At 66.2% G+C, this 16,973-nt stretch carries 19 protein-coding genes and 1 tRNA gene; 13 read left to right on the forward strand and 7 right to left on the reverse strand.

Annotated features, from left to right (window positions below):
• The first annotated feature begins 57 nt into the window (after positions 1-57).
• A complete protein-coding gene (locus GGQ89_RS16820) occupies positions 58-459 on the forward strand; it encodes an MBL fold metallo-hydrolase (protein ID WP_240456325.1) in 402 nt (133 codons plus the stop codon).
• Between the two features lie 3 nt (positions 460-462).
• Here GGQ89_RS16820 and mltG read toward each other — a convergent pair whose 3' ends face one another.
• The 6 genes from mltG to fabD all read right to left on the reverse strand — a co-directional run bounded on the left by mltG (position 463) and on the right by fabD (position 5,649).
• Positions 463-1,431: an endolytic transglycosylase MltG gene (gene mltG / locus GGQ89_RS16825; RefSeq protein WP_184106531.1), complete on the reverse strand. Its 969-nt coding sequence runs from the start codon at positions 1,429-1,431 to the stop codon at positions 463-465.
• A 309-nt stretch (positions 1,432-1,740) separates the two neighbouring features.
• Entirely contained in the window at positions 1,741-2,997 is a 1,257-nt protein-coding gene (gene fabF / locus GGQ89_RS16830; protein ID WP_056438398.1) for a beta-ketoacyl-ACP synthase II, read from the reverse strand.
• A 120-nt stretch (positions 2,998-3,117) separates the two neighbouring features.
• Entirely contained in the window at positions 3,118-3,354 is a 237-nt protein-coding gene (locus tag GGQ89_RS16835) for an acyl carrier protein (RefSeq protein ID WP_007403554.1), read from the reverse strand.
• Positions 3,355-3,485: 131 nt separating this feature from the next.
• Positions 3,486-4,226 (reverse strand): 3-oxoacyl-[acyl-carrier-protein] reductase, encoded by a 741-nt coding sequence (gene fabG, locus GGQ89_RS16840; RefSeq protein WP_184106532.1) that lies wholly within the window; start codon positions 4,224-4,226, stop codon positions 3,486-3,488.
• Positions 4,227-4,228: 2 nt separating this feature from the next.
• The gene (locus GGQ89_RS16845; RefSeq protein WP_184106533.1) at positions 4,229-4,657 is read right to left on the reverse strand and encodes a GxxExxY protein; all 429 of its coding nucleotides are present in this window, start codon (positions 4,655-4,657) and stop codon (positions 4,229-4,231) included.
• 32 nt (positions 4,658-4,689) lie between these two features.
• Positions 4,690-5,649, reverse strand: a complete 960-nt coding sequence (fabD, locus tag GGQ89_RS16850; RefSeq protein WP_184106534.1) for an ACP S-malonyltransferase — start codon at positions 5,647-5,649, stop codon at positions 4,690-4,692.
• A gap of 255 nt (positions 5,650-5,904) precedes the next feature.
• Between fabD and rpsF the strand changes: the two genes are divergently transcribed.
• The 4 genes from rpsF (at position 5,905) to GGQ89_RS16870 (ending at position 7,874) form a co-directional block, all read left to right on the forward strand.
• Positions 5,905-6,315 carry a 30S ribosomal protein S6 gene (gene rpsF, locus GGQ89_RS16855; RefSeq protein WP_037567458.1) on the forward strand — a complete coding sequence of 137 codons (411 nt, stop codon included), beginning with the start codon at positions 5,905-5,907 and terminating at the stop codon, positions 6,313-6,315.
• Positions 6,315-6,539, forward strand: coding sequence for a 30S ribosomal protein S18 (gene rpsR / locus GGQ89_RS16860; RefSeq protein WP_007403456.1), 225 nt, complete (start codon positions 6,315-6,317; stop codon positions 6,537-6,539). The genes rpsF and rpsR overlap by 1 nt, the downstream gene beginning before the upstream one ends.
• A gap of 12 nt (positions 6,540-6,551) precedes the next feature.
• Positions 6,552-7,145: a 50S ribosomal protein L9 gene (rplI, locus tag GGQ89_RS16865; protein WP_056437565.1), complete on the forward strand. Its 594-nt coding sequence runs from the start codon at positions 6,552-6,554 to the stop codon at positions 7,143-7,145.
• Positions 7,146-7,532: 387 nt separating this feature from the next.
• Positions 7,533-7,874 (forward strand): hypothetical protein, encoded by a 342-nt coding sequence (locus GGQ89_RS16870; protein WP_184106535.1) that lies wholly within the window; start codon positions 7,533-7,535, stop codon positions 7,872-7,874.
• 168 nt (positions 7,875-8,042) lie between these two features.
• On the opposite strand, the gene mutL is transcribed toward GGQ89_RS16870, so the two are convergent.
• Entirely contained in the window at positions 8,043-9,830 is a 1,788-nt protein-coding gene (gene mutL / locus GGQ89_RS16875) for a DNA mismatch repair endonuclease MutL (protein ID WP_184106536.1), read from the reverse strand.
• A gap of 134 nt (positions 9,831-9,964) precedes the next feature.
• Between mutL and GGQ89_RS16880 the strand changes: the two genes are divergently transcribed.
• The 8 genes from GGQ89_RS16880 (at position 9,965) to GGQ89_RS16915 (ending at position 16,888) form a co-directional block, all read left to right on the forward strand.
• A complete protein-coding gene (locus GGQ89_RS16880) occupies positions 9,965-11,005 on the forward strand; it encodes a rod shape-determining protein (RefSeq protein ID WP_042482832.1) in 1,041 nt (346 codons plus the stop codon).
• A 24-nt stretch (positions 11,006-11,029) separates the two neighbouring features.
• A complete protein-coding gene (locus tag GGQ89_RS16885) occupies positions 11,030-11,899 on the forward strand; it encodes a rod shape-determining protein MreC (protein ID WP_184106537.1) in 870 nt (289 codons plus the stop codon).
• A complete protein-coding gene (locus GGQ89_RS16890) occupies positions 11,896-12,420 on the forward strand; it encodes a rod shape-determining protein MreD (RefSeq protein ID WP_184106538.1) in 525 nt (174 codons plus the stop codon). Before GGQ89_RS16885 ends, GGQ89_RS16890 begins: the two co-directional genes overlap by 4 nt.
• A gap of 2 nt (positions 12,421-12,422) precedes the next feature.
• Positions 12,423-14,489, forward strand: a complete 2,067-nt coding sequence (gene mrdA, locus GGQ89_RS16895; protein ID WP_184106539.1) for a penicillin-binding protein 2 — start codon at positions 12,423-12,425, stop codon at positions 14,487-14,489.
• Positions 14,486-15,598 (forward strand): rod shape-determining protein RodA, encoded by a 1,113-nt coding sequence (rodA, locus tag GGQ89_RS16900; RefSeq protein ID WP_184106540.1) that lies wholly within the window; start codon positions 14,486-14,488, stop codon positions 15,596-15,598. Before mrdA ends, rodA begins: the two co-directional genes overlap by 4 nt.
• A 105-nt stretch (positions 15,599-15,703) precedes the next feature.
• Positions 15,704-15,779, forward strand: a tRNA-Lys gene (locus GGQ89_RS16905).
• A gap of 78 nt (positions 15,780-15,857) precedes the next feature.
• The gene (locus GGQ89_RS16910) at positions 15,858-16,220 is read left to right on the forward strand and encodes a DUF6481 family protein (protein WP_056438408.1); all 363 of its coding nucleotides are present in this window, start codon (positions 15,858-15,860) and stop codon (positions 16,218-16,220) included.
• A complete protein-coding gene (locus tag GGQ89_RS16915; protein WP_056437671.1) occupies positions 16,217-16,888 on the forward strand; it encodes a spermidine synthase in 672 nt (223 codons plus the stop codon). Before GGQ89_RS16910 ends, GGQ89_RS16915 begins: the two co-directional genes overlap by 4 nt.
• Positions 16,889-16,973: the final 85 nt, after the last annotated feature.

Genomic DNA, 16,973 nt, shown 5'->3' on the forward strand with positions numbered 1-16,973 from the left:
GGGGAAGCTACGTCCGGGCTACGCCCGGCCTCCGCTTCCCCCCACACGTCATCTACGATGTCGCTGACCCTTCAACTGCGATGTCGCTGTGCACGACTGACCCTGGGCAACACGATCGTCACCGCGCGGGCGACGCCGGGCCATACCATGGGCAGCACGAGTTGGAGTTGGCGCGCCTGCGAAGGCCGGCGGTGCAAGGCGATCGTCTTCGCCGCCAGCCTGAACCCGGTATCGACCGACGATTATCGCTTCTCCGCCCCGACGAACAAGGCGGTGGTGGCGGCCTTCGCACGCGGTCAGGCGGCGATGCGCGCCCTGCCCTGCGACATTCTGATCACCGCCCATGCCGATCAGGACGGCGGGACCAGCCGGTTCCTGACGACGCCGGGCGCTTGCCGCGCCTATGCGTCGTCGTCACAACGCAAACTTTCCCAGCGCCTCAGGCAAGAGGCGCGCTGATCGTCACATCTCGCCGCGCTGGCGGCGGATCGCGTACCATTTCTGCACATTGGCATTATGCTCGGCCAGCGTGTCGGCGAACACATGGCCGCCCGATCCGTCCGCCACGAAATACAGCGCCTTGCTGTCCGCCGGGTTCAGCACCGCGTCGATCGAGGCCCGCCCCGGATTGGCGATCGGCCCGACCGGCAGGCCGGGGCTGGCATAGGTGTTGTAGCCGTTCTTGGCGTGAAGCTCGGACCGTAGGATCCGGCGGCCGAGCGGACGTCCCTTGGTAATCGGATAGATCACGGTCGGATCGGCCTGAAGCGGCATGCCGATGCGCAGACGATTGCCATAGACCGCCGCGACCGTCCGCCGTTCGGACGGCTTGCCGGTTTCCTTCTCAACGATCGAGGCGAGGATGATCGCTTCCTGCGGCGACTTGACCGCGATGCCCGGCTTCCGGTCGGCCCAGGCCTGGGCCAGATAGGTCTTCATCGCCTTCTGCATCCGCGCGACGATCGCGGCACGGGTATCGCCCTTCTGATAGGCATAGCTGTCGGGCAGGACCGAACCCTCGGCGGGAACGGGCACATCGCCGGTCAGGCCATCGGCCCGCATCAAGGCGTCATGGACGAGGACCGAGGGATAACCCTCGGGCACCGGCACCAGCCGCTGGCGGACCTTGCCCTCCTGGAGCAGGGTCAGGACATCATGCGCGCTGGCATGTTCGGGGATGGCATATTCGCCCGCCTTGATCGCCCCGCCATCACCGAAGACCCGTGCGTACAGGCGAAAGCGACTGGCCGAACGGATCGCACCTGCCTTTTGCAGTTCATTGGCGGCACGCGCCAGGCTCGCCCCCTCGGGCACGACGACCGCGAGCGGCTTGTCCGCCGGACCGCTGCCCGCCCAGTCATGTACGACCCATGCGAACACGGCGATGCCGATCAGCCCCAGCAGCAACCCGATACAGCCGACCTTGCGCATATTTCACCCGGTTTTTGACGAGGGCGCAGTGCCCCGAACATGGAACAACCCCGGCACCGATCCGGGTCCGCTTTGCTGGCCGCCCGATGGCGCGGGCTTGACCGTTTTGCAAGCGGACCCGACGGCGGCCGGGGTTTTCTTAGATAAGCCCGCGCTCTGTTCGCACTGCGCGAAGTCGAAGTGCACGCGAACTCGCCCCGCATCCCGTGGCCTTCGACTTCGGCGCTATGCACCGAAGTCTATCCTGAGCGGCTGGCGTGCCAGCCAGCCGAAGGGCTCAGGCTGAACGGAAGTTGGGGTTCGGGCGAATTAGATCGCCTTCATCACCAGCGAAGCATTGGTGCCGCCGAAGCCGAACGAATTGTTCAGCACCGCCTTCACTTCGCGCTTCTTGGCCGTGTGCGGCACAAGATCGACGCCCTCGGTGCCCTCATCCGGATTGTCGAGGTTCAGCGTCGGCGGCACGATCTGGTCGCGCAGCGCGAGGATGCAGAAGATGCTCTCGACCGCTCCGGCCCCGCCCAGCAGATGGCCGATCGCCGACTTGGTGCTCGACATGGACGCCCCCGACAGGTCGTCGCCAAACACGCGCTTGGCCGCGGCCAGTTCGATCGTGTCGGCCATGGTCGAGGTGCCATGCGCGTTGATGTAATCGATGTCCGACGGCTCCATGCCCGCCTTGCGCAGCGCCATGCGCATCGCATTCTCGGCGCCCTTGCCCTCGGGATGCGGCGCGGTGACGTGATAGGCATCGCCCGACAGACCGTAACCGACGACCTCGGCATAGATTTTCGCCCCACGCGCCTTGGCGTGCTCATATTCCTCGAGCACGACGACGCCCGCGCCCTCGCCCATCACGAAGCCGTCGCGGCCCTTGTCATAGGGGCGGCTGGCTTCGGTCGGACGGTCGTTCATGCTCATGTTGAGCGCGCGTGCCTGGGCGAAGCCAGCGACGCCGAGCGGGTTGATCGTGCTTTCCGCACCGCCCGCCAGCATGATGTCGGCATCGTCGTCGCGGATCATGCGCGCCGCATCGCCGATCGAATGCGCGCCGGTCGAGCAGGCGGTGACGACCGCATGGTTCGGGCCCATTAGGCCGTATTTGATGCTGACCTGGCCGGAAATCAGATTGATCAGGCGGCCATGGACGAAGTGCGGGCTGACCCGGCCGGGGCCGCGCTCGTGCAGGTTGACCGATTCGATCTCGATGCCCGGCAGACCGCCGATGCCCGAGCCGATCGACACGCCCGCGCGCAGACGCATCTCTTCGTCCATCTCGGTCAGACCGGCATCTTCCAGCGCCTGACCGGCGGCGTCGATGCCATAGACGATGAAAGGATCGACCTGGCGCTGGACCTTGTGGTCGACGCGCTTGTCGGGGTCGAAGCCATATTCATGGTCCTTGGGCTTCACCTCGCACGCGATGGTGCATTTCTGGCCCGTGGTATCGAACCGCGTGATCGGACCGGCGCCGGACTTGCCAGCGATCAGATTGGCCCAGGCGGTTTCCACGTCCGCGCCCAGAGGCGTGACAAGACCCAGTCCGGTTACGACGACGCGCCGCATATTCCACTCCATTCCCAAACGAAAACGGCTCCCCGCCCGCTAGTCGGGGTCGGGGAGCCGCTTGAAACCTGGTCTTGCGACCCGTTCGGCCCGCAGATCATGCGGGCCGAGGCCCCGGTATTAGGCCTTGTTCTCGTCGATATAGGTGATCGCGTCCTTGACGGTCGTGATCTTCTCGGCGGCATCGTCCGGGATTTCGACACCGAACTCTTCCTCGAACGCCATGACGAGCTCGACGATGTCGAGGCTGTCGGCACCGAGGTCGTCGATGAAGCTCGCGTCCTCGGTCACCTTGTCGGCTTCGACGCCGAGATGCTCGACGACGATCTTCTTCACGCGGTCGGCGGTCTCGCTCATGGTAATCCCTTCTCGTAATTCATCGGGGGTTGATACTTCCTGAACGCACGTAGAACGCGCGCCCTAGTCTGGCAAGCCCGTCCAGCGACGGACTTGGGCCAGGATAAGGTCATTCGTGGCAAATATGCCTTTTACAGCATCGCCATGCCGCCGTTCACGTGCAGCGTCTGGCCGGTGACATAGCCCGCTTCCTTCGACGCCAGATAGACGACGGCGGCACCGATATCCTCGCCCTTGCCCAGATCGCCCGCCGGGATCTTGCCGAGCAGCGCGGCCTTCTGCGCCTCGGGCAGCACGTCGGTCATCGCCGAGCGCATGAAGCCGGGGGCGACGCAGTTGACGGTGACGTTGCGGCTGGCCAGTTCCTGCGCCACCGCCTTCGACATGCCGACGATGCCCGCCTTGGACGCGGCATAATTGGCCTGGCCGGGATTGCCGGTCGCGCCGACGATCGAGGTGATCGAGATGATGCGGCCGAAGCGCGCCTTCATCATCGGCTTGGCGGCGGCGCGGATTAGGCGGAAGGTCGCCTCCAGGTTGACGCTGATGACCTGGTCCCACTCCTCGTCCTTCATCCGCATGGTCAGGTTGTCGCGGGTGACGCCTGCGTTGTTGACCAGGATGTCGAGCTTGCCGCCCAGCGCCTCGACCGCCTGCGGGATGAGCGCATCGACCGCGGCGGGGTCGGACAGGTTGCACGGCACCGCGACATGATCGCCGCCCAGCTGGCTACGAAACGCCTCCAGCTTGTCGATATTGGAGCCGGACAGCGCCAGCTTCGCCCCCTGCGCCGCCAGCGCCCTGGCCACCGCCGAGCCAAGACCACCCGATGCACCGGTCACGAGGGCGGTCATTCCTGTCAGGTCGAACATGCTTATTCTCCGATTCTTTGGTTCACGCGAAGCCGCGAAGACGCGATGGGCGTGTAGTCGTTGACGATGCGGCGGAGTCCTTCCTTCAAGGTTGCACCGCCGAAATTGATAAGCAGCCCAAGTGGCTGCTTAGTCAGGCGCAGATAGGTGAGCAGTTGTTTTGCATGAGCGGCGTTCAACCGCTCAACAGATTTGATCTCAACGAGCAGCCTCTCTTCGATCAACAGGTCGATGCGAAAGGCTCCGTCAAACTGCAGCCCATCAAAAGTGAAATTGACGGCTCGCTGCCGTGCGACATGATATCCCATGCTGCCCAACTTGGCTGCTAGGATCGTCTCGTACACACTCTCTAGCAATCCAGGCCCCAGTTCACGATGAAGGCGCAAGGAAAGATCGATCACATCAAACGCTATAGTTTCAATGTCTGTCATCTTCGCGTCCTCGCGCCTTCGCGTGAACCAAATCAAAGCTTCGCCAGCAGCCCCTCGATATCGTCCATGGTCACGACGCTGACCGCATCGACGTCGGGGGCGATACGCTTGACCATGGGGCCGAGCACCTTGCCGCCGAACTCGACGCACTGCGTCACGCCCGCATCCTGCATCGCCAGAACCGATTCGCGCCAGCGGACCATGCCCGTCACCTGCGCGACCAGCAGCGCGCGGATCGCGCCGGGATCGGCGACGGGGGCCGCCTCGACATTGGCATAGACCGGCACCAGCGGCGCGCGGATCGTCGCCTCGGCCAGCGCGGCGTCCATCGCATCGGCGGCGGGCTGCATCAGCGGGCAGTGGAACGGCGCCGACACCGGCAGCAGGACCGCGCGCTTGGCACCCAGATCTTTGGCCAGCGCCACCGCCTTCTCGATCGCCGCTCGGTGGCCGGAGATCACGACCTGGCTCGGATCATTGTCATTGGCGACCGTGCAGACCAGTTCCTCGCCGCCCTCGGCCAGGATCGCATCGACCGCCGCACCGGCAATCGTCTTGGCCTTTTCCAGATCCGCGCCGAGCAGCGCGGCCATCGCGCCCTCACCCACCGGCACCGCCGCCTGCATCGCCCGGCCGCGCAGCTTTAACAAGCGCGCCGTCGTCGGCACGTCGATCGCATCGGCCGCGCACAGCGCAGTATATTCACCGAGCGAGTGGCCCGCGACGAAGTCGGCCTTCTCGGACAGCCGCACGCCGCCTTCCTTCTCCAGCACGCGCAGGGTCGCGATGGCGTTCGCCATGATCGCGGGTTGCGCATTCTCGGTCAGGGTCAGCTCATCGGCGGGTCCCTCGACCATCAGGCGATAGAGATGCTGGCCCAGTGCCTCGTCGACCTCCTGGAACACCTCGCGAGCGACGGGGCTCGCCTCGGCCAGCGCCTTGCCCATGCCGACGGCCTGGCTGCCCTGGCCCGGAAAGATGAATGCACGCATGTTGGTTCTGCCATGAAACAGTAATAGGATGGCCCGCGCGGTAGAAAGGTCGCCCGCCGCTGGCAAGTCCGGGGCCCTTCGCCGCTTGCCTTTTGCCGCCAAATCGCTATGAGCCAGCGCACCATTGGGCGGGAAGCACCTGCTTCACCCGCCCTCATGCCATTTTGGCGTGACGGTATTGAAGTATGGAAGACAGCCGGAGGGGTGTCCCACATGGGGTGGGCATCAGCGATCGGCCAACATAAGGTAAGCTGCATGGCTCTTTACGAGCACGTGTTCCTTGCGCGCCAGGATCTGGCACAGGCGCAGGTGGACGCGCTGGCGGAAGCCGCCACGAAGATCGTCGAGGACAATCAGGGCAAGGTCGTGAAGACCGAGACCTGGGGCCTGCGTTCGCTGGCGTACAAGATCGCCAAGAACCGCAAGGCGCATTACGTCATGCTCGAAATCGACGCCCCCGCCGGTGTCGTCGCCGAGCTGGAGCGCCAGACCCAGATCAACGAAGACGTGATCCGCTACATGACCGTCAAGGTTGACGGCCATGAAGAAGGTCCGTCGGTGATGATGCGCAAGCAGGAGCGCGACCGCGAGCGTCGTGCCGATCGTGGCGAACGCCCCGACCGCGCTGACCGCCCCCGTCGTGATCGTGAAGAGGAAGCCGCATAATGGCCCGCCCGTTTTTCCGTCGCCGCAAGAGCTGCCCCTTCTCCGCGAAGGACGCGCCCCGGATCGACTATAAGGACGTCCGTCTGCTGCAGGGCTTCGTGTCCGAGCGCGGCAAGATCGTGCCGTCGCGCATCACCAGCGTGTCGGCCAAGAAGCAGCGCGAACTCGCCCAGGCGATCAAGCGCGCGCGTCATCTGGGCCTCCTGCCCTACGTCGTGAAGTAAGGGGTCTTACAGATGAACGTTATTCTGCTTGAGCGCGTCGAGAAGCTCGGCGCCATCGGCGACGTGGTTTCGGTGAAGGACGGCTATGCCCGTAACTTCCTGCTGCCGCGCAAGAAGGCGCTGCGCGCCAACGAAGCCAACAAGAAGGTGTTCGAGGCCAACCGCGCCCGCATCGAAGCCGAGAACGCGAACCGTCGCGCCGAGGCTGAGGTCGAATCGAAGACCTTCGAGAACGCCACCGTCACCCTGATCCGTCAGGCGTCGAACGTCGGCCAGCTGTACGGCTCGGTCGCGGTGCGTGACCTGGTCGAGGCGCTGGTCGCCGACGGCCACAAGGTGAACAAGAGCCAGATCGTGCTCGACCGTCCGATCAAGGCGATCGGCCTGTACGACGTGCGCGTCGCGCTTCACCCGGAAGTGGCCGTGACCGTCAAGGTCAACGTCGCCCGCTCGCCGGAAGAAGCCGAGATGCAGGCGCAGGGCGTCGACGTCATGGCCTCGATGTTCGAGCGTGACGAAGCCGGCTTCACCGAGGATTACGATCCCAACGCTGAGCCGGGCGCCACCGCCGAGGTTCAGCCGGAGCAGGAAGAAGCGCAGGGCTAATCCCCAGCGCTTCGGCCTTCCGCCGAAAAAAGAAGGGCCGTCCGGCATGTCCGGGCGGCCCTTTTTTGCGTCTTGGGGACGACACCATGGTGCACGGCACGCTGGCCGCGCAGAACGACGTTACGGACAGGCCACGCAGGCGCTGACCACGGCGGCCAGCGGGATCAAAGCGAAAATGAGCGGCATGATATGTTTCATGGTAAAACTGCCTGTCTGTCCAATGGACCAGTAAATACACCGCGAAGTGCAAAAGTTTCGTTACGGTGAACGCTGAAACGTAAAAAATCTCAACTCATCGCCCAATGGGCTCGGTTCATCGCCAGAACAAGAGGTGTGTAAACTGGATCAGGACGATTTTGAAACGGCGCGCCATGGCAGGAAGGCTTCATGATATCGAAGACCGATCGCTGGGCACTCCCCTTCGTCCATATCTGGCGAAGAAGGGCGGGATTCCGCCTGCGTGCCGATTGGCCCCTGCTATGGCGGTTCGCTGCCGTGGAGGATTGGCCACCATGCGCCCTGCTGGGCGATGATTTCGACTGGGCGAACAAGACCGGGACAGGCTTTGTCGCGGATCATGGCGACGAGACCTTGTATCTGATCGACCGAGACTGGTTCGGATGGCCCGATCCGCCGCAGTGGAGCTTGGCTTCCTATGATCGGCGACGGGATCGATATTATTTCTGGGGTGATTTCAACGAATGCCCTCCGGCGTGGCGGCTTCCCTGACGGTTCGACCGCTTCAAATCCTCGACCCAATGCCGAAACAGAAAGATACCATCACGTCCAAATCTGGTGAGCAGGCGGAGACCATGACCAGAAGCGTCACGGCCATGATGCCATCCATCGGGATAGGCGTGACGTCCGGCAGCGTCGCACAGAGGCCGTTCGCCGGTCTTACTTCCGCCCGAACAGCTTCTCTATATCGCCATGCTGCAATTTTACCCAGGTCGGGCGGCCATGGTTGCACTGGCCGGAATGCGGCGTGACTTCCATTTCGCGCAGCAGCGCATTCATCTCGGCGACCGACAGGATGCGGCCTGCGCGCACCGAGCCGTGACAGGCCATGGTCGCGGCGACATGATCCAGCCGCTCGCGCAGGGATAGCGCCTGGTTGAAGGCGGCGAGTTCATCGGCCAGGTCGGTGACCAGCCCCTTGGGATCGCTCTGCCCCAAGAGTGCTGGCGTCGAGCGGACCAGCATCGCGGTCGGACCGAAGCGTTCGAGGTCGAGACCGAATTCAGCCAGTTCCTCGGCGCGCGCTTCCAGCCGGTCGCAGGCGGGTTCGTCCAGTTCGACCACTTCGGGGATGAGCATGGCCTGCGACGCCACCCGGCCGCCGGTCAGCGCGGCACGCATCCGCTCCAGCACCAGCCGTTCATGCGCGGCATGCTGATCGACCAGGACCAAGCCGTCCTCCGCCTCCGCGACGATATAGGTCTTGGCGACCTGCCCCCGCGCGACGCCCATCGGATATTGGCGAACCTCCGGCGGGGAAGCGAAAGCCGCTTCGGCACGGGCGAGCGGCGGGGGCGCCGAAAAGCCGGGACGCGGCGCGAAAAGCGACTGGCGCTCCATTACCCGCGTCTCGGGCGCAGACGATGCCCAGTCATCGGCGACCGGGGCGGCGGCCACGGGCGCAGCGACACTCTCTGCCTGCCACATGGCCAGTGCCGAGTCCGGCGGACGCTGCACGCTGCGATGCCCCGCTTCGTCCAGCGCGCGACGCAATCCCGACACGATCATGCCGCGGATCAGCGCGGGGTCGCGAAAGCGCACTTCTGTCTTGGCCGGATGGACGTTCACATCGACTTCCGAAGGCGGCATGTCGAGGAAGAGCGCCACGACCGCATGACGATCCCGTGGCAGCATCTCCGCATAAGCCCCTCGGATCGCGCCCATTAATAGGCGATCGCGGACCGGCCGGCCATTGACGAACAGATATTGATGGTCGGCGATACCCCGGTTGAACGTCGGCAGCCCAGCGACCCCGCCCAGCGACACGGTGTCGCGCACCCAGTCGATCGCGACCGAATTCTCCGCCAGCGCTCGGTCGGTCAGGCCAGCCACGCGGCCCGGTCGTTCCTCGCCGCCCGGCACGGTCAGCACGCGCCGCCCGTCATGCTCCAGCGTGAAGGCGATATCGGGCCGCGCCATCGCCAGGCGGCGCACCATGTCGAGGCAGGCGGCATATTCTGAACGCGGCGAGCGCAGGAACTTGCGCCGCGCCGGGACCCGCGCGAACAGGTCCTCCACCACGATCCGGGTCCCCGGCGGCACGGCGGCGGGGCCGTCGCGCAGCACCTCGCCATTGTCGACCACCCGGCTCCACCCGTCACGGCCCGGCGGTCGGCTTTCGATCGTGACCCGTGCGACGCTGGCGATCGAGGGCAGCGCTTCGCCGCGAAACCCCAGCGTCAGGACCGATTCGATCGCTTCGTCCGGCAGCTTGGACGTACAGTGCCTCTCCAGCGCCAGCGCCATATCCTCGGCCGACATGCCGCACCCGTCATCGGCCACCTCGATCCGGCCAATGCCCCCTTGCCCGATCGTCACCGCGATCCGGCTGGACCCCGCATCGATTGAATTTTCGACCAATTCCTTCAACGCACTGGCGGGCCTTTCCACCACTTCACCGGCCGCGATACGATTGACGAGATGGGGAGGCAGACGCCGTATTGACATGCGGCAAACCCTAGCCCAAGCGACGGCATCCCGCGACCCCGCAAATGACGGTGCAGGTGCCTGTAACGGCTCTTGGCGGCGGTTCGGGATATGAAATGCGCCCACCCGGTCCACCAGACGGAACGAAAGCCTCGATGCCTCTCCCCCGCTTCCTGAAATTCATGTCGCAAGACATGGCGATCGACCTCGGCACCGCGAACACCGTGGTCTATGTCCGCGGACGCGGCATCGTGCTGAACGAGCCGTCCGTCGTCGCGGTTGAGACGATCAACGGTATCAAGCGCGTGAAGGCGGTCGGTGACGACGCCAAGCTGATGATGGGCAAGACCCCGGGCAATATCGAGGCGATCCGCCCGCTTCGCGACGGCGTGATCGCGGACATCGACGTCGCCGAACAGATGATCAAGCACTTCATCCTGAAGGTGCACGGCCCCCGCAAGTTCGCGCGCTGGCCCGAGATCGTGATCTGCGTGCCGTCGGGTTCGACCAAGGTCGAGCGCCGCGCGATCCGCGACGCCGCCTCGAATGCGGGTGCGAGCCAGGTCTTCCTGATCGAGGAGCCGATGGCCGCCGCGATCGGTGCCGACATGCCCGTGACCGAGCCGATCGGCTCGATGGTCGTCGATATCGGCGGCGGCACGACCGAAGTCGCCGTCCTGTCGCTGCGCGGCCTGGCCTATACCACCAGCGTGCGCGTCGGCGGCGACAAGATGGACGAGTCCATCGTATCCTATGTCCGCCGCAACCATAACCTGCTGATCGGCGAAGCCACTGCCGAGCGGATCAAGCAGGAAGTCGGCATCGCGCGTCCTCCGGCCGACGGCATCGGTGTGACGATCCAGATCAAGGGCCGCGACCTCGTCAACGGGGTGCCTAAGGAAATCCAGATCAACCAGGGCCAGATCGCCGAAGCGCTGTCCGAGCCGGTCGCGACCATCGTCGAGGGCGTCCGTGTCGCCCTGGAAAACACTGCGCCCGAACTGGCCGCCGACATCGTCGACCAGGGCATCGTCCTGACCGGCGGCGGCGCGCTGCTCGAAGGGCTGGACGAGGTGCTGCGGGACGAGACCGGCCTGCCGGTGACGGTGGCGGAAGACCCGCTGACCTGCGTCGCCCTGGGCACCGGCCGCGCGCTGGAAGACCCGATGTATCGCGGCGTCCTGCTGAACGGCTAACCTCCAGCATAAGGGGACCGGCGCATGGCGCCCGCCCGCGACCGTCGCACCGGTTTCTCGCGACGGCGGCAATATGGAGCTTTCCTGGCCTATGTGCTCGCGGTGGCGGGTGCGGTGGTGGGTGCGGTGCTGCTTGTCGCATCGACCTTCAACCCGCCCGCCTTTGCCGCCCTGCGCATGACGCTGGGCAGCGTGACCGCGCCCATCTCGGGCACGTTCGTCGCGATCGGGGACGCGGTGAGCAGCGTGCCCGACACGATCGGCCATTATTTCTTCGTCCATTCCGAAAACGACCGGCTGCGCGCCGAACTGGAGCAGTCGCGTAAGATCCTGCTGACGGCGCGGACCATCGCCCATGACAATCGCCGCCTGCGGCGTCTGCTGGCGGTGCGCGACCGTACGCCCGATACCGTCGTGACGGCACGGCTGGTCAGTTCGACGGGCGCCAGCGGCCGCCGCTTCGCGCTGCTTAACGCAGGCCGCTGGCAGGGTGTGGAGCTCGGCATGGCGGTCCGCGGGCCGGAAGGACTGATCGGGCGCGTGACCGAGTCGGGACCTGCCGCCGCGCGCGTCCTGCTGCTGACCGATCCCGAGAGCATCGTGCCTGTGCGGCGTACCCGGGACGGCATGCCCGCCATCGCCGTCGGGCGTGGGGACGGCACGCTCGACGTCCGGTCGGTGGCGACCAATGTCCGGCTGGGCAAGGGCGACCTGTTCGTGACCTCCGGCACCGGCGGGCTCTATGCCCCGAACATCCCGGTGGCACGCGTCCGCACCGATGGCGGCGACGTCGCGGTGGCGCGTCCCTTCATTCATCCCGACACGCTGGATTTCGCGATCGTTCAGCGCGCCTTCATGCCGATGCCGCCATCAGCGCCGGCACCCCGGCCGTGACCCTCGACGCCTATAACCCTTTCGACCCCGGACTGCCCCCCGCCCGCGCCCGTGCGCTGCCGTGGCTGACCGTGATGGCCGGTTCGCTGACCGCCATCGTGCCGGTGGTGGCGATCGTGCCGTTGCAGCCGCCAATGGGCTTGCTGATGCTGCTCGCCTGGCGGCTGGTCGCGCGTTTTGCGCTGCGCCTGTGGGCGGCCGCGCCGCTTGGGCTGTTCGACGACCTGGTATCGGGGCAGCCGCTCGGCTCCGCCGTTCTACTCTGGTCGCTGACGTCGCTGGCGATTGATCTGTTCGAGCATCGGCTGGTATTCCGCGACTTCTGGCAGGACTGGCTGATCGCCAGCGGCGCCATCGCCTTCTGCCTGATCGCCGGGCGCTTCCTGGCGGTGCCGGTCGGCGCGCAGGTCGATGCGCCGCTGCTCATCCAGATCGCCATCACCATCCTGCTGTTCCCGATGGCGACGCGCCTGGTCGCGTGGATCGATCGCAAACGCGGCCGGAATGAGGTAGGGGCCTGAGCATGGATCGCCCCGGCCGGATCATGACCGAGGCCGCGCAGGCCTATAGCTTTTCGCGTCGCGCCTTCGTGCTGGGCACGGCGCAGGCGGGCGTCGGCCTGATGCTCGCCGGGCGGATGGCGTGGCTGTCGATCGCGCAGAACGAAAAGTACAACCTTCTCTCCGAGAGCAACCGCGTCAACACAACGATGATCCCGCCGCGTCGCGGCTGGCTGATCGACCGGCATGGCATGCCCATCGCCAACAACCGGACCGACTTCCGCGTCGACATCATTCCCGACCGGCTGGAGGACAAGGACCGGGTGCTGGAACTGCTCCGCCGGATCCTGAAGCTGGACGACGAGGCGATGAACCGCATCCGCCTCGACCTGGAACATGCCGCCGGGTTCCAGCCGGTGCAGGTCGCCGAGCGGCTGGACTGGGAACGCTTCGCGGCGGTCAGCGTCCGCCTGCCCGAACTGCCCGGCGTGCAGCCGACGCGCGGCTTTGCCCGCTTCTATCCGGCTGGCCCCGCCGTCGCGCATCTGACCGGCTATGTCGGCACGCCGACGGCCGAGCAATTCAAGGCGACGCATGACCAGTTGCTCGTCACCCCTGGCTTCAAGCTGGGTAAGGACGGGCTGGAAAAGATGCTGGAGCCGTATCTGCGCGGCAAGCCCGGCGCCAAGCGGGTCGAGGTCACCGCACGCGGCAAGGTGGTGGCCGAGCTTGCCACCCGGCCCGACACGCCCGGCCGCAATATCCGCCTGACCATTGATGCGGGGCTTCAGGAATATGCCGCCCGTCGCCTGGGCACCAATTCGGGGTCGGCGGTGGTGCTCGACTGCCGCACCGGTGAGACGCTGGCGATGGTGTCGATGCCCGCCTACGACCCCAACAGCTTTTCGGACGGCATCAGCCATCTCGAATGGTCGATGCTGTCGGAAAACGACCATGTGCCCTTGATGAACAAGGTCACGCAGGGGCTGTATCCGCCCGGCTCGACGGTCAAGCCGATGAACGGCCTGGCGCTGCTGGAAGCGGGCGTCGGGGCGAACGACCGGGTGCTCTGCACCGGTGCGATGCGGGTCGGCACCGGCGTCTTCCACTGCCACAAGCGGGGCGGGCACGGCGCGCTGAACCTGAAGGGCGCGATCGAGCAGAGCTGCGACATCTATTTCTACGAGATGATCCGGCGCATGGGTTATGACCGGATCGCACCGATCGCGCGGATGGTCGGGCTGGGCCAGAAATTCGACCTGCCGCTTAGCACGCAACGTTACGGCACGGTGCCCGATGCGGCCTGGAAGCTAAAGAAATACAAGACGAAATGGACCGTCGCCGACGGCCTGAACGCCTCGATCGGTCAGGGCTATGTGCTGGCCAATCCGCTCCAACTGGCGGTGATGGCGGCGCGGCTGGCGTCCGGGCGGCATCTCCAGCCCAGCATGCTCGCGCATCAGGTTCATCTCGACGCCCCTGCGCTGCCCGTCGCTTCCGAGCATCTGGCGATCGTGCGCGACGCCATGTTCGGCGTGGTCAACCAGGGCGGCACCGGCGGCGCGGCGCGGATGCTGGTGCCCGGCGTCAGCCTGGCGGCCAAGACCGGCACCGCGCAGGTCCGCCGCATCACCATGGCCGAGCGGCGCATGGGCGTGCTGAAGAACGGGCAACTGCCCTTCAAGCTGCGCGATCACGCGCTGCTCGTCTGCTTCGCGCCCGCCGACAATCCACGCTACGCCGCCGCCGTCGTGCTGGAGCATAACGGCCATACCGTGCGCAATCTCGATGCGCCGTTGATCGGGCGCGACATCATGACCTATCTGTTCGACCGCGACCGGGCATTGGCCTCGCTGGCGGAAGGCGAGCTGACCTGGGGCGGCGACATCGCCACCCGGATGCGCGCCGAGGAAGCCGCCTACCGCGCGGCGCATGCCCCTCAGCCCGCTGCCGCCGCGACCAAGACCGATGCGGGCGCCGCGACCGACGCCCCCGCCGTCGAGGCCGCGACCAACGTCTCCGATGCCCAGGCCGAGGCGATGGCGACGCGCGAAACCGATCCCGAAGACGCAGGCGACCCCAATCCATGAGCGGCCCCCGCATCATCCCCGAACCGATCGCGCAGCTGCCCTGGCGGGTCATCCTGCTGGTCACCGCCATCGGCTGTTTCGGGCTGGTCGTCCTCTATTCGGCAGCGGGCGGCTCGCTGACCCCTTGGGCCAAGCCGCAGGGGGTGCGCTTCTTCGTCCTGCTGGCCGGATCGCTGGTGCTGTCGCGCCTGCCGCTCGACCTGTGGCGACGGATCGCGATGCCGGGCTATCTGGTACTGGTGGTCGCCCTGGTGCTGGTCGAACTGCTCGGTGCGGTGCGCGGGGGCAGTCAACGATGGCTGGACGTGGGCTTCATCCGCCTCCAGCCGTCCGAGCTGATGAAGCTGTTCATCGTGCTGGGCGCGGCGCGCTTTTACGAATTGATGCCCCCCGCCGAGACACGGCGTTTCTCCGGCATATGGCCCGTTGCGGCGATGGTCGCCGTGCCCGCCGCGCTCGTCATGAAGCAGCCCGACCTCGGCACCGCGCTGATGATCTGTGCGGGTGGTGCCACGGTCATGTTCCTGGCGGGCGTACCCTTGCGCCTGTTCATCGGTGGAGCGATGGCACTGGCGGTCGCGGCGCCGCTGGCGGTGAACTTCCTGCTGCACGATTATCAGCGCAACCGCGTGCTGATCTTCATGAACCCGGAAAGCGATCCGCTGGGTACCGGCTATCATATCAGCCAGTCCAAGATCGCGATCGGATCGGGCGGCATCTGGGGCAAGGGGTTCCTGAACGGCACCCAGAGCCATCTCGACTATCTGCCCGAGGGGCATACCGACTTCGTCTTCGCGACCATGGCCGAGGAATGGGGGCTGGTCGGCGGCTGCTTCCTGATTCTGGCCTTCATCCTCGTCATCCGCTGGGGCCTGAACGTCGCGCAGGCGGCGCAGACGCGCTTTGCCCGGCTGGCGGCGGCGGGGCTGTCCACGACGATCTTCATCTATGTGATGGTCAATCTGATGATGGTCATGGGCCTGGCGCCCGTGGTCGGCATCCCCCTGCCGCTGGTCAGCTATGGCGGATCCTCGCAGATGACGGTGCTCTTGTGCCTGGGCATCCTGATGGCGATCGACCGCGAAAATCGTCGCCCGGCGCGCTGGTAAGGCAAAAAATCGGCAAAAAGCATTTGCAAAGTAGCGGAGGCCTGCTAAAGGCGCGCCTCCCGATCACGAGGCGGGCCGCCGGACGGCCTGACGAGCGTGACGAACGGACGCATAGCTCAGTTGGTAGAGCAGCTGACTCTTAATCAGCGGGTCCTTGGTTCGAGCCCAAGTGCGTCCACCAGTTTCTCCAACGGCCCTGCAGCGATGCGGGGCCGTTGTGCATTGGGCTTCCATGGCCCTCCAGCGGGATGAAGGATTGATGGCAGGATATAAGGTTCCCGGTTTCGCCGATCGCGCATCGGCTTCGCGCGACGCAAAGGCCGCCGCGCTGGAAAAGCTGCGCAACAAGGCTGCGCCCGACCCCGAGGTCGTCGCAGCCCGCGCCGCCGCCCGCGCGGCCAAGGAAGCCGCAGAGGCCGAACGCCGTGCCGCGCACAAGGCCGCGATTGAGCAGGAAAAGGCCGCCCGTGAGGAAGCCCGCGCCAAGGCGAAGGCCGAGGCCGAGGCCGCCGCAGAGGCCGCTGCTGCCGCCGCACGGCCGCCGGTGGTCCCCACCGCCGCCGAGCTGAAGGCCGCACGCGACGCACGCTACGCCGCACGCAAGGCGCGCCAGGGCAAATGACCCCGCGCGAGCTGCTGGGCATCGCCGAGGTGCCCGGCGGCGAGCCCCTGCGGCTGTTCCGCCGGGGCAAGGACTTCATGATCGTGCTCGACCGCAACGAGCTGATGAGCACGCGCATGAGCGGCTCGGAAGTGGCGCTAGGCACGATGACCTGCGACCGGCTGGGCGGGCGCAGCGCGCCGCATCTGCTGATCGGCGGCTATGGCATGGGCTTTACCTTGCGCGCCGTACTGGCCCGGCTGGGCCGCGATGCGCGGGTAACGGTAGCCGAGCTGGTCCCCGGCATCATCGAATGGGCACGCGGGCCGATGGTCGAGCTGACCGCCGGGTGCCTTGACGATCCGCGCGTAACGCTGGCGATGGGCGATGTCGGCAATGCGATCTATGCGGGGCGCGGCACCTATGACGCGATCCTGCTCGACGTCGACAATGGCCCCGACGGGCTGACCCGCCCGGCCAATGACGGGCTCTATTCGAACCGGGGACTGGACGAGGCGCGTATGGCGCTGCGTCCCGGCGGCGTGCTGGCCATCTGGTCGGCCGCCCCGGACCCGGTCTTTACCCGGCGGCTGTCGCGCGCGGGCTTCCTGGTCGATGAGGTCAAGGTCCGCGCCCGCGAGAATGGCAAGGGTGCGACCCACACCATCTGGTTCGCGACGCCGCGCTGAGATCGCAACGCCGCCCTCACCCTTCCCACCCGCTTAGGCGGGCGGGCTCCTTCCCTCTCCCGATGGGAGAGGGAGGGAGGCGCGA

This window comes from Sphingomonas yabuuchiae (assembly GCF_014199595.1).
GTDB classification, from domain to species: domain Bacteria; phylum Pseudomonadota; class Alphaproteobacteria; order Sphingomonadales; family Sphingomonadaceae; genus Sphingomonas; species Sphingomonas yabuuchiae.